Genomic DNA, 13,547 nt, shown 5'->3' with positions numbered 1-13,547 from the left:
TTCTTGTTTTATCAAGCTTTTACGCAAAACTTAGTAAAATAGTCAGAATGAAATCAACCATTTAACCAGTCCATTTAGCCAATAAAGCTTGCCATACTACTTATTCATCAGACTTATTCGTAATGCTTGATAGTAATGAGATTTCATTTCAATTAAACGACTGTATGTACGACGAAACTCAAACAACAACGAACCATTTAAATATAAGCTATCCAAAGGCACTTCCGCGCTTAACAATAGAACTACTTGGTGGTCATAACACTCATCTACCAAGCTAATAAAGCGACGCACAGCATCATCATTCACCCCCAGCGATACCACGCGCTCACCCGTTTGCCCTGAGCCAATGGCACCGTCTTCTGTGCCTCGCGCTTTAATGTGTTCATAAGGTTCACTGCTTAGTTCAGGAATGCCTGTGAGCATAATTAAGGGATAAGTTTGTGCCAGCTCAATATAATCCAGAGACGATCTTGGACCATCACACAAGGCATAAAAATCAAACCAAGCGATGTTCTCTGCCGACGCTATGACCTTAATAGAACGACGACACACTTGTAGCGGCTGCTGGTTAATATCCCCCTTTGCCAACTGTTTGAACAAGGCTGACATGTCTTGTTCATCGTTAACAAAATAAATCGGCGTAAATCCGGTATGGCGTAATCTATGATCCTCTTCGCCACTAAGATGAATTGCATTTAAGTTTGCTTCTAATAAAGCAATGGCCGGGGCAAATCGTTCTTTTTGTAGCTGGTTTTGAAAAAGATCCTTAATAGCAATATTTGAGGTCGCCACCAGCACCACACCTTCTTCAAAAAGGGCTTCAACCAAGCCACCTAGCAACATGGCATCACCAATATCTGACACAAAAAATTCATCAAAGCACAGCACTCGACACTCTGATGCCAAGCGTTTGGCAATGCCTTTTAACGGATTTTTCTGACCAAAGGCGAGATTCAACTCTCGATGTAAACGCGCCATGAAATGATGAAAATGCAGCCTTAACGCCATTCCATCAGGCAAGCAACCGTAAAACAAATCCATCAAAAAAGTCTTTCCACGACCCACATCACCCCAAAGATAAACGCCTTTGGTTGACTCTAACGCGTCACCATTTGATAGGTTCGACAGTAACGATTGATAAACACGTTCTAATTCATGTAACGCAGGTTGCTGACGCTCATCAAACGTCACTTCGTTCTGCTCTAAGTGAGCTTGATAGGTTTGCAAAGGTGTCATCTACTATTGCCTTCTTACTATTGCCTTTTTAAGTATGGGGCTTTTAGACAGCCCTTCAGAACACTTAAAGTGAATAATCAACAGAATACTGATGAATCGCAATCTTGATCAAATCCAATACAGATTGCGAAGTAAATTTGCGCGGCATAGTGATGGCGTAGAAATTTTCAAACGCTTGAGGAATACTTTCATACTCCTCTAGCACTTTCGATTGAATCTCGTCTTTTACCACCACAGGCGGCAATACGGACAAATAACCACTGTCCCTTGCCAATAATCGCAACATCGCCATATCATCCACTTCCGCCTTTATATCTGGCAAATATTGATGCGTGGCACAAAAAGATTCGAATGATGAACGAATATCGGTATTACGTCCCGGCACTACCCATTTTTTATCTTCATAACCTTGTGGAAAAGGCGTTGCTGGCTTTTCGCCATAAGGTCCAACAATTGCCACAGCTTGCCTTGCAACTAGCTGGTTACGCCATGTCGTATCATGACCTTCGCTTAAAATAGCACGATTGGTCAGCGCCAAGTCTAATTCGTGGTTGACGAGACCATTGAGCAAATCCGTCATACTTCTAGAAGAAAGTGAAAAATCCACATGCTCACTTTTTAACAATGGCGCGATAAAACTCTCAATAAAGTTTCTCGATAAATTACTCTGCACACCAATGGTAATGTGTTGAACCTGTGTTGCACTGTCCTTCTGAATAAATTTTTCTAATTCTTCACCCGTGTTAAAAATATCTTGAGCATAAGCCAGTACGCGGCGCCCAACATCGGTCAGTACCAACTTACGTCCTTGGCGAATAAACAACGCCACATCCAAACTTTGTTCCAACTGTTTTATCTGTGCGGAAAGCGCAGATTGGGAAATATGCAGAGTTTCTGCAGTTTCCGTCAGACTCGGGCTCTTGGCAACCCGCCAAAAATAATACAGATGATGATAATTCAACCGACTCATTGCCTATCATCCCTTAGATACATAATAAAAAGTGAACGTTATATAACAATATATGTATTTTTATTAACAAAATAAAGACTTCATAATCGCCCCAATTTATTAAATCCCATAAACGTAGGTTATGTATGTCCTTAGTCGTGTTAAGTTTCTTACCGATTTTCATTCCCTTTACGCTGTTTTTTGGCGGCTGCTATCTCGGCCGAGAAAAAACCAAATACGTGGCACAAAAAGCCTCTCGATTAAGTCTTTTCTTGGTGGTCGTGTTTTTTTCCACCTTTCCTATCAGTTATTTTTTTACTGATGCTTGGCAATCGTCTGCTTTGATTCGCCATTCAGCACTGAATCAGATCATGCTTGGATTAGTGACAATCATGGGCTGGGTGCTGATCAGCTTTTCACGCAATTACATGGCAGGGCAAACCAATCTAAACCGCTACTATCGTTGGTTAATGTTTACCTTGGCATCGGTTGCTATTACGGTCACCACCAATCATTTGGTGATTTTCTGGTTTGGTTGGTTAGGTATTAGCTTGTCCCTTAACAACTTATTAACCTTCTATGGTGATCGCCCTCGCGCCATTCTTGCTGCTCATAAAAAGTTTATGCTGGCACGTGTTGCCGAACTGTCTTTGTTCGCCGCTTTTGCTTTGCTCTACCAGCAATACGACAGTGTATACATCAACACGATTATCAATACCGCTGTCGCTCAATATGACGCCGGGCTCCCCTTACATTGGCAAGAACACCTTGCCGCTTGTTTGATCGCCTTTGCGGCGCTGATCAAATGTGCTCAGCTGCCCTTCCATGGCTGGTTAATTCAGGTGGTGGAATCGCCGACACCTGTCAGCGCCTTGTTGCATGCGGGTGTGATTAACTTAGGTGGATACCTACTGCTTTTATTCACACCTGTGGTGGCTCAAAGCAATTATGCCATCTGGTTATTATTACTCGTCGCTGGATTATCCACACTTTCTAGCGCCTTGATTATGACCACTCGTATCAGTATCAAAGTGCGTTTGGCTTGGTCTACCTGTGCGCAAATGGGCTTGATGTTGTTGGAGTTTGCCTTAGGTTTGTATGAATTAGTGTTGCTGCATTTGCTCGCTCATTCCTTTTACAAAGCCTACTCTTTTCTCAACTCAGGTAACGCGGTGAATGACGCCATTCGCTTACGCCTTTCTAGTGCTGCAAACGCAGACCCTCAAACCAACAAAGTTGTGATACCCAATGTACAAACTTGGTTAATTGCCATTGGTATTAGCACTGTCAGCGTAGTCGTCATCCGAACCGTATTTGGCTTCGACAGCGCATTTAGCACTTGGTGGCTCTTCGCACTTGCCCTGACCGTGCTTATTATCCAGTGGCGTACCTGTGAGCATCCGCCTTCTATTATTTATACCTTCGTGATGGGATTGGTTCTTTGTGTGATTTATGCTGCCTTAAAATTCGTGACACACTATGCGCTGCCAAGTTATCCGACTCATACAGTACAGGCCTTCTCCCTAGCGGACATCTGGGCCATGGTGTTGTTTAGCCTACTATTTGGGTTAAGTGCCTTGCTGCACTATCAAGTTCGCTGGCGCGCCATTCGTCGTTTATCCATTGCGTTGTTTGCCGGACTTTACCTCGATGAATGGTTAACACGTCTTGTTCTTAAGTTCTGGCCTGTCACTCTTTCTGCCAGAGCCAAAGAACAGCACTACACATCCAATACTCACCAAACGTCGCCAAAACCTTAGGAGAATCGCATGACTACCAAGACGCTACCTACTTTAAGCATGCAGCAAAAAAACCTATTGCTTGAAGCGACTCGTACTATTGCTCCCCATTGGCCATTGGATAAACTGATCGCGGTCAATCCACTTTGGTCATTGGTTGATAAACCCTTTGATGACATTTCTGATGAATTATCAGCCTTGGCAGGCATCAAAACCTATATGTCTAATGAGACGTATCGCGCTTGGTTTGATGAAGGGAAAATTTCACACCATTGCCTAACCAAAGCTGCTGAACACTATGGCCTCAATGAGCAGGACGCCTTACTTGAGCATTTGTCTCAAGCCAATAATTTGCCAGATTCTTGGCGTAATATTGCAGACCTTGCCGATCAACAAAGACCGGCTAACAAAATGTCTTGGCATGATGAAATTACCCATCAAGTGAGCCAATTTTGCGCCGCTCACTATCAACAACAAAGCCCCACTCTTAGACAGCAGAACATTGATAACGAGCTGGACTTGTACAGCCATTGGTTAGAAGTCACCAACGAAGACAAAGGCTTAAGCATTGTTATGGGCGAAGCCAAGCTAACCAAATTTTTCCACAACCTTCCTGCCGACAAAGACGCCTTGTTCGCTCTGGCAATTGAAGAGCTGGCCTTAGATGATCAAACATTGTCTTTCTTTGCCAAAGCCTTACTGCTGGATATTAATGGCTGGAGCAGCTATCTGGCGTATTTGAATTGGTCAAATGGCGAAAACAATGACAACCTAGCAAAAGAAGACCATGTGGAATCCTTGCTGGCCATCAAAATGGCGTGGGAATTGGTAGTTTGGCGTTACCTGAAGCACACCGCCCCAGCGTTACTTTCTGCCATCAATACCAAATGGATGGCACAAAAACAGGCTATTCCAAACCTGATTCAAGCCCATAAAGACGCCCTAATCACATCGAAAGTGTGGGCCTTGGCCTTGGAATACAGCGAACAAAAAAGCTTAAGCCAAACACTCACTACTGAGCCTGCACGTAACACAACGCAGACAAGACCAGAGCTACAGGCCATTTTTTGTATCGACGTACGCTCCGAAGTGTTTCGCCGCGCCTTAGAAAAACAATCTACCACCATTCAAACACTGGGCTTTGCCGGCTTTTTTGGACTGCCCATCGAATACAAAGCCAAAGACAGCCATTACGTGCGCCCACAACTACCAGGATTATTACAAGCAGCTATCACAGTAACAGAAAGTGATAGTGACAAAGGCCACGTTCACCACCAGCAAAAAGAAGCTCGTTGGTATCGTTGGGGACACGCGGCTCCCGCGGCTTTTTCCATGGTGGAATCCATGGGCTGGTGGTATGCCTTTAAAATGTTCAAACAAATACTCTTTTCCAAAAGACAAGAACACCCTGCGAATCGCCTAGCCCCCAATACCCATTGGCAATTATCACAACAAGGTGTCCTGTTAACGGATCAAGACAAAGCCCATTTGGCAAAAGGGATTTTAGACACCATCAAGCTAACCACTTATGCGCCTATCGTCATGTTAGTGGGTCACGGTAGCCATACCAGCAACAACCTGCATGCAGCCGGATTAGAATGCGGAGCCTGTGGTGGGCAAAGTGGCGAGGTGAACGTAAGAGTATTGGCCTCTTTGTTGAATGACCATAAGGTGCGCGCCTTACTCAACGACATGGGGATGGAAATTCCTAGCGACACACAATTTGTCCCTGCGTTGCATAACACCACCACAGATCACTTAACTTGCTTTGATCAAACAAAAGACGCCAAACCCATCGATCGCAAAATAATGGATTGGTTTGAAAAAGCCCAATTTCTCGCTCAGCAAGAACGCGCAGCAAAGTTAGATACAGCCTTACTGGATGCTTCAGACAAACAACGCTCGAAAGCTTTTACCAAGCGTGCCAACGACTGGTCACAAGTTAACCCAGAATGGGGACTTGCTAACAATCATTCTTTTATCATCGCTCCACGCCAGAAGACCCGTCACCTTGATCTTAAAGGACGCAGTTTTTTGCATGACTATGATCCACAGAATGACCCAGACTTTGCCATTCTAGAGCGTATTTTGACGGCCCCTATGTTGGTCACTCACTGGATCAACATGCAATACAATTTATCCGTCACCGATAACTTCAAATTCGGTTGTGGTAATAAAGTGCTGCACAACGCAGTTGGCGGAAACATCGGCGTATTTGAAGGTAACGGCGGAGACTTGCGAATTGGGCTTTCCATGCAGTCTTTAAACGACTGCCAAAAATGGATGCACACACCCGTTAGACTTGCTGTGTATGTGACTGCGCCCAAATCCACCATCGAAAAAATCGCTGCAAAACACGATATTGTTAAACACTTGATCGATAATGATTGGTTGTATTTATTCCAGTGGGAAGACAACAAAGTCGCGCGTTTTTATCAGCAAGAATGGCACGCAGAAAAATAGAAAGGAGCCGATTAGAAGCCAAGTTACTTGGCTTCTAATCCATTTATTACTTAAGCCCCAGTATTACTCAAGCCACAGTGGCACGCAGACGAGCTACTGGGCGCTCGTCAATTAAGATATGAATCAATGCCGTAATAAGGGCGATAATACAAGCCGCCCACCAGACGACATCGTAAGAACCGGTTTTGTCGTACAGATAACCGCCTAACCAAACGCCGCTGAACGAGCCAAGTTGATGACCTAAAAAGACGATGCCGTACAGCAAGCCCATGTAACGTAAGCCAAACATTTGTGCCACCAGACCCGAGGTTGGCGGTACCGTCGCCAGCCAAAGCAAGCCTGTCACAATGGAAAAAACATACACAGACATGCTTGTCATTGGCAGCGTCATAAACAAGGCAATCGACAAGGCTCGAAGTGCATAGATAATAGTGAGCAATTTTTTCTTCGAATATTTCCCAGCCCAACTGCCAGATAATAAACAACCAAAAATATTAAACAAACCAATAAGAGCCAAACTCGCTACCGCTATATCGGGCGAAAAACCTTGGTCAGATAAAAACGCTGGCATATGCACAGTGATAAAAGCCAATTGAAAACCACAAACAAAAAAACCAACTACCAACAACCAGTAATGAGAATAAGCACTGGCTTCGCGTAAGGCTTCTTTCATGGTTTGCGTTACTTCTGTTATAGCAGAGTTTGCATTCATGGCGTCTTTTTCTTGGCGAAATGGACTAGACAATAACACCATCATCAAGGCACACATCGCCATCAGCAATAAAGCATTGCTCCAACCATAGGAAGCAATAAAGTCTTGAGCAATAGGGATTACCAATAACTGCCCAGCAGAACCTGCCGCACTGCCCAAACCCAAAGCAAAAGAGCGCTTTTCAGGGGACACCATACGCGCCATCGCTGGCAATACCACCCCAAATCCCGTGGCTGCGATACCCATGCCCATCAGTAAGCCAGCGCCCATATTGAGTCCTAGCACGCCATCGGCACCAGCGGTTACATATAAACCCAATGCATATAACGCAGCCCCAATAAATAAGGTTTTCAAAGTGCCATAACGATCTGCAAAGGCACCAGCAATCGGCTGAAACAGTCCCCAGCATAAGTTTTGTAATGCCAAGGCAAAAGCAAACACTTCGCGCCCATAGCCAAACTCTTGGGAGATCGGCGCCATGAAAAAGCCCATTGATGAACGTAAACCAAAGTTCAACGCCAACAACAGGCAGATAAGGCCAATAGAAACACTGAGTAACTTCACGGGACGTGACATGAATGTTTTCCTAACTAGGTAAGATCACAACGATAGATTGCTTTCATAGTATTCATGACTTATTCATAAGTCGAGCCACAAGCCACTTTTCAACTTACCTTTAATGTTAAAAAATACCCAGCGATCTGACCGCTGAGCATTTTTAATTTGTTAGGTTAATTATTGAATTATTAATCAATAGGGCGATAAAACCCTGTCACTCTATTGGTAAAGGTTAAAGTATCGACCAAGGTTTTTAGCTTCGCCATCGTTAAACCAGACATCAATTGATTCATTTCATCGAGATAACGGGCGTCACCATAAAGTGTTTCGCTTAATTCAAGACGATGTAACAAGGTGGAGTCAAAAGCTTTCGCCAAGCGATTCTGCTCAACATCAGCAAAAGCGTCCTGTATTTCCTTTGCCCATTCTTCTGTCACCATACCAGGCAAATCAGACAACACGGTTTTGGTCATCCCTGCCAAATCATCTATTCGTGCTGGAGAGCTGGAATACTGAATACTTAACTCAGCACGGTTGGTATCTTTATTCAGATCCAAGCCTACTCTTACACTGTAAACGCCTTGAACTTCACTACGTAGACGCTGCTTTAACTCTGCCTCTAAGCGCTCCCCAAAATAGGTTAATTGAAGCGCGGCGATAGGTGACCAAGGCAAAGATTGATAGGCATACAAACGATATTCGGCTTTCGGTTCAGTATTCAAAGAAACATCGACAATAGCTTCACCTGCTTGCTGCATAACGGCCGTGGTGTTATCAATCGAAGCAAGCAGATCGCGAGGAATATTGGCCAAATACAGAGCTGCCAAACGAGTAACATCTTCTTCGGGCAAACGAGACACCATAAAATAATGTGCAGGCAAGACTACTTGTTGTTGTCGAGTTTGCTCTAATTTCTCTAACGACAAAGGTGTTAAATGCGACAAATTTAATGTCATATCACTTTTTCCAAAGCGCGCTTGTGCTAAACGTCGAGAAAACACTTCAATCGGACGTACAACATCAATACTGGCGCTTCTTTTTAAGCTTGCCATTATACTGTCGTAAACCTCGATATCGATTTTTGGAGTAACTTGGTTCATATGGTAAACGTTCAGTAACTTATCTAAATTGTCACTATCAATTGACCCTCGATACGCAAGGCTTTGCGCCTTCTGTTTAGAGGTCAAAAACACACTATTTTCTTTACGCCATTGCTGAAACTCTTCATCAGTCCAACCATAAACACCTGTGGCATCAGACATTTGCACCGCAATTTGCTCTGCCCAAGTAGAACCTTGCTTTACGTTATAACCTGCGTCGGACAACGCAATGAAGTAAGTTTTATTGTCTATTTCGGATTGATCAACTTGGTAACGCTCAGCCAAAACACTCGGGTCGAGTAAAGTCAGCTGATCGCCATTTGATAAAGACCAATTTGAAACACCCAACTCTACGTCTCTCGATATAAGTGCCACCGAGCCACTTTTCGTTACAACAGGTAATGCTTTCACCGCCACTATTTTTTCTTTCTCTAAGGCACCAAGCTGACGAGATTGCATCTCATCAAACAGTGCTTCAACAGATTCCACCGTACCTATATCTACATGCTTCCCGCCCACGGCTTGTGTATAAAGAATACGATCTGGCGAAGACAGCCATTGCCTTAAGCGAGTATTTACATCTTCTAGTGAGATAGTAGTTATTAGACGTAAAATACGATCATTACTTTCTTGGGGGTCATGAAGTATTTTGTCAGAAGTCACCGCATCAACCATTTTTACCGACCAAATGGTACCTCGGCTTTTCGCAGCGTCTTTATTACGCTCAGCAACCTCAACAACCTTCTGATAAATTTGGTCAAAATCTTGCTGATAAAATCCATGCGCTTTTATTCGTTCAAGCTCTTTAATTAAAATTTTTAATCCTAAAACGTGATAACCATCGTCCACATTAACTGAAAAGCCTAATATCGCCACATTTGGGGAGACAGTACCTTTAGTACTCGACAATACTCGTACATGCTCAGGTAACACTTCTCTTTGCCGACGAATTTGATCGGTTAATAAATTTCGTGTCATGTAATCAATCAAACCATCACGACGTGCTTCGTCACTATTGCCTGTTTCACTTTGAAAACGATATAAAAAAGCCACTTGATTCACTTTATTGCCAGAATCATTAAGCTGACCAATTTTTAGACTTTCATCCAATACAGGATCTTTTGGGTGTCGCAGTGGAAGCTCCCGCTTAGGCTCAGAACCAAAGACACGCTTAATTTGTGCTTCTAATACAGCGGTATCCATAGGTCCAAAAATAACCAACGCCATATTATTTGGTGCATACCAAGCTTGATAAAAAGATCGAAGCTGATCTGCGGGCGTATTTCTTATGCTTTCTTGTGTGCCAATAACGGGGCGCTCAGGATACAAAGAACCAACCCGTAATAACGCTTTTTTTTCATCATTTACTCGTGAACGATGACTTAACTTACCACGCCATTCTTCTTGAATAATTAAACGCTCCTTGTCCAATGAGGAAGCTTTGATCTTGGCGTGAAAAGCAATTTGTTGATAAATATCCAACACCTTAGTCAATCGCTCAGGCGTAGTATTTTTCAGGCTCACCATATAACGCGTATTTTCGCTATTCGTCATGGCATTAAAATCACGGCCCTGCTTTAACCCCATATCGGTGAAAGCTTTTCGCACACCGTTCGGTAGTTCGTCACTTTCGTGGAATATCATGTGCTCCACCATATGCGCCACGCCCAGCTGATTTTCCTTTTCATCAATAGCACCAGAAAGTACGACTAAATTCGCTAATGTCAGCCCTTTTGGCGCGTCTTTTTCTTGTTTTGAATCGAATAAATAATAGCGGAAGCCATTATCCAAAGTCCCCTGCACAACACGCTTATCCCAAGGTAAACCCTTATCATTGGCATATACTGGAGTGACAAAAACAAACAAACAGGTTAATCCCATAACACACAGGATTTTTTGTAAAAAAAGCATAAAACAGCTCACAAAAAAATCATTCAAAAACAGCCATAAACAAATGCTGGAGAGAGCATTTGTTTACAAGAAAAGAAAGGAGATAAAAGGAACATCAGCTTAAAACCGCATACCAACCTCTATACTGGTCGAGCGGCCTAAAGTATAAGAATAGCTTTTTTGGTCTGTCGATACGTCAATGTAGTCATCAAACACATTATCGATAGACACTTTTAGATACCCCTCTACTGATTGGAACAATGTAGGCTTCCATTCAATAGAGGTGTCCAACGTAATCAGCTCGTCAAACTTTAGATCATCATAGATTGGGATATCATTGGCATAGTCCTCTTTTGTGTCTTTAGCAATGGTACCGCCGGATTTCACATTAATGGTATTCGCCCAAATAACATGCCAATTTAGAAACTCAGTTCGAGTTGCAAAGTTCACATTATAAGGAATATTAAAGTCGGATTTAGGCAGTTGAGATTCATAGATAACACTACCCTTATAATAAATTTCTTTAGATGATATAGGATCTTCATACGAAGCAGATTTAAGCGTGTTGGTTTCACTTTCTTGATAACTAATAGAGAAACTACCGTAGGTTTTTGTACTACCCAGTTCCAAAGGATTACGTGCAGATAATGTCAGAGAAACTGTGTCCGTAGAGCTACGCCCCTCGTTAGAGTAATAATCCAACCCTTCTTCTGTTTCGGCACGAGTTACGATATCTCGGCTCTCTCGATTAACAAACTGCAAGCTGGCATCCAAAAAACCAATTTGCTGAACAATACTAATGGAAATCTCATCTGAATAAGGTGTTTTCAGATCATAGTCTGAAAATGAGGTATCTTCTCGCTGTTTGACAGTTTTTACGCTTCCATCCTCATTAAAAGTCGTCGCCGTACGCCAAGAGCGAAGTGTATTATTAACTTCATATTGGAAAAAACTACGTCCATAATACCGATTTGCACCAGCCTTAATACGAGTTTTTTGATCACTAAAGACATCCCATTCAGCCGTCAATCTTGGAGAGAAATTTAGGTTTTCTAAGATTGAATCATAATCAGCACGGATTCCTGCATAATAAGACCAATCACCATATTTCACAGTATCAGAGAAATGAATACCGATTGAATGATAAGTTTTTTGGAATTTATTCTCTGAAATGATATTACGACTTCTCAGATATTCATCATCACGATCTAAAGAGCCATCATTATCAGCATCCAGGCACAAGCCATTATTCGCATCACGGCAGGCAAAAATTTCATTAATGATATCCCCGTCTACTTGATAAAATTGCTTAATAAAACCTAACTCAAGCCCAGTTCGAAGAGAGTGCTCGAAACGCCCAACTTGAAAAGCATTTTGTAGCCAATCAAACTTTAAGTTAGTGGTATTTTGCTGCTGATTGACATTGCCATAACCACCAGAATAGGGCCAACGACTACTTTCCCTATCTACAGGATGGTAAGAATAAGTAGAATCATCTGACTGAATAGAGTCACTGGCCTCATTATAAGACAACGTCGTCAGTAACCGTCCATTCGTGGCTTTGTACTCAATATCAGTATTGATTCCTACCGCTTTATGGGATTTTATAAATGCAGAATCAAATGTTGCACTTGTTAACCCATCATGATGACGATTCGCATACATTATAGATGAGCCGATGTTCAAGTTACTGTTCACTCGATAATCAAAGCGCAGCATAATATTATCGACTGTATCATCATACTCTATTCCTTGATGCCCGAAATTGACGTCGGAATACTTTGTTTTCACTCGTTTATCATACACTTGAGCGAAATTAGAGTTGGCTCTAGAAGCGGTATACGTCAAGCCTAATTTTTCACTTAATCCTTGCGCACCAGTTATTGTATATCGCTGCTTAAGATACTCGGGTGTATATTCACCGGCCAGAGAATCACCATCTTCGTAGTCCTCGGCAAGGTCGTCATCAACATGCATTTCGTCCCAATCATCTTTTGAAATCGCGTATTTAATAGATGTATAGTTGTCACTGTCGTAGCGCTTTAACTTTGATGACACGACCCCACCCATAAAACCACCAAACTCGACAGGAACATTTGAGTCATATACCTCAACAGACTCAAGAGCACTAGGATCGATATAAAAGCTTTGAGAAGAACTCCCAGATAGCATACTTAAGCTAGTAGGACTGATCGGATTGGTATAAGAGTCTTCGGAGTTTCCAGGATTTAAGTCATTATTTGCACTCATTCCATCGATAACGAATAAATTTTGATAATGAGATTGTCCATTAATAGAAACTTCGTCGGGACGCATAGTCGCACTATTAGCAGAAGAGCTTGATGAACGGCTAAAACGGACACTACCATTGCCTTTTAACAAATCCGTTAAGTTTTCATTCGCACCAGCCATCGATTCAATTTCGTTTTGACCAATAACCTGAACACCAGCTTCTACCTTATTCTGTCTACCCTGAACCAATAGCGTTGACATGGTGATGCCATTCTCACCTTCAGAAACAGACTCAGTATCAATAAGAACGATACTTCTACCTTCCCCTGCTTCATATGACAAACCTGTACCGATTAACAATAAATCCAGCGCTTGTCCGGCAGAGTATTCACCTACAAAACCCTGCGTATTTTTACTTTTAAGAAGCTCACTGTTGCCACCTAAATACATACCTGATACGGCAGCAAATGCATTAATCGCCTTAGATAAAGGCCCTGCAGGAATGTTGTAATAATGTGTCTCTGATGCTGCAGCTTCTGCATAAGTTACTGAGCTAAACATCATACCAACGCCACCAGCAAGTAACGTATTAGCGAAAAGCAATGACAAAGCGGTACGAGCATTCTTTCGTCGCTTAAGTGAACAAGCAAGGGCCATATAAACTCCGT

Annotated in this window: 7 protein-coding genes; 2 read left to right on the top strand and 5 right to left on the bottom strand. The window is 42.6% G+C overall.

Going from position 1 to position 13,547, the window contains the following annotated elements; all coding sequences use genetic code 11:
* Positions 1 to 96: 96 nt before the first annotated feature.
* Positions 97 to 1,236: a cell division protein ZapE gene (zapE, locus tag B6N13_RS09660; protein WP_169459225.1), complete on the bottom strand. Its 1,140-nt coding sequence runs from the start codon at positions 1,234 to 1,236 to the stop codon at positions 97 to 99.
* A 64-nt stretch (positions 1,237 to 1,300) separates the two neighbouring features.
* Entirely contained in the window at positions 1,301 to 2,206 is a 906-nt protein-coding gene (locus B6N13_RS09655) for a LysR family transcriptional regulator (RefSeq protein WP_012071462.1), read from the bottom strand.
* Between the two features lie 125 nt (positions 2,207 to 2,331).
* Between B6N13_RS09655 and B6N13_RS09650 the strand changes: the two genes are divergently transcribed.
* Together B6N13_RS09650 and B6N13_RS09645 are read left to right on the top strand one after the other, a co-directional pair.
* Positions 2,332 to 3,945 (top strand): NADH-quinone oxidoreductase subunit L, encoded by a 1,614-nt coding sequence (locus B6N13_RS09650; RefSeq protein ID WP_169459224.1) that lies wholly within the window; start codon positions 2,332 to 2,334, stop codon positions 3,943 to 3,945.
* A gap of 9 nt (positions 3,946 to 3,954) precedes the next feature.
* Positions 3,955 to 6,387 carry a DUF2309 domain-containing protein gene (locus tag B6N13_RS09645; RefSeq protein WP_169459223.1) on the top strand — a complete coding sequence of 811 codons (2,433 nt, stop codon included), beginning with the start codon at positions 3,955 to 3,957 and terminating at the stop codon, positions 6,385 to 6,387.
* A 67-nt stretch (positions 6,388 to 6,454) separates the two neighbouring features.
* Here the strand turns inward: B6N13_RS09645 and B6N13_RS09640 are convergent, their stop codons facing one another.
* From B6N13_RS09640 to B6N13_RS09630, 3 genes are all read right to left on the bottom strand, one after another.
* Positions 6,455 to 7,675, bottom strand: a complete 1,221-nt coding sequence (locus B6N13_RS09640) for an MFS transporter (RefSeq protein WP_012071472.1) — start codon at positions 7,673 to 7,675, stop codon at positions 6,455 to 6,457.
* Positions 7,676 to 7,845: 170 nt separating this feature from the next.
* Positions 7,846 to 10,668 carry a M16 family metallopeptidase gene (locus tag B6N13_RS09635; RefSeq protein ID WP_169459222.1) on the bottom strand — a complete coding sequence of 941 codons (2,823 nt, stop codon included), beginning with the start codon at positions 10,666 to 10,668 and terminating at the stop codon, positions 7,846 to 7,848.
* A 99-nt stretch (positions 10,669 to 10,767) separates the two neighbouring features.
* Complete coding sequence (locus B6N13_RS09630; RefSeq protein WP_169459221.1) at positions 10,768 to 13,536, bottom strand: TonB-dependent receptor plug domain-containing protein; 2,769 nt, start codon at positions 13,534 to 13,536, stop codon at positions 10,768 to 10,770.
* Between the last annotated feature and the right edge of the window lie 11 nt (positions 13,537 to 13,547).

Source organism: Marinomonas sp. UCMA 3892, from assembly GCF_012726345.1.
Classification (GTDB): Bacteria; Pseudomonadota; Gammaproteobacteria; order Pseudomonadales; family Marinomonadaceae; genus Marinomonas.
The sequence above is the reverse complement of the archived record's forward strand: the minus strand, read 5'-3'. Positions and strand labels throughout refer to the sequence as shown.

Excerpts from the sequence above, each read along its gene's own strand:
- zapE (WP_169459225.1), bottom strand. The coding sequence starts at position 1,236 with ATGACACCTTTGCAAACCTATCAAGCTCACTTAGAGCAGAACGAAGTG.
- B6N13_RS09655 (WP_012071462.1), bottom strand. The coding sequence starts at position 2,206 with ATGAGTCGGTTGAATTATCATCATCTGTATTATTTTTGGCGGGTTGCC.
- B6N13_RS09650 (WP_169459224.1), top strand. The coding sequence starts at position 2,332 with ATGTCCTTAGTCGTGTTAAGTTTCTTACCGATTTTCATTCCCTTTACG.
- B6N13_RS09645 (WP_169459223.1), top strand. The coding sequence starts at position 3,955 with ATGACTACCAAGACGCTACCTACTTTAAGCATGCAGCAAAAAAACCTA.
- B6N13_RS09640 (WP_012071472.1), bottom strand. The coding sequence starts at position 7,675 with ATGTCACGTCCCGTGAAGTTACTCAGTGTTTCTATTGGCCTTATCTGC.
- B6N13_RS09635 (WP_169459222.1), bottom strand. The coding sequence starts at position 10,668 with ATGCTTTTTTTACAAAAAATCCTGTGTGTTATGGGATTAACCTGTTTG.
- B6N13_RS09630 (WP_169459221.1), bottom strand. The coding sequence starts at position 13,536 with ATGGCCCTTGCTTGTTCACTTAAGCGACGAAAGAATGCTCGTACCGCT.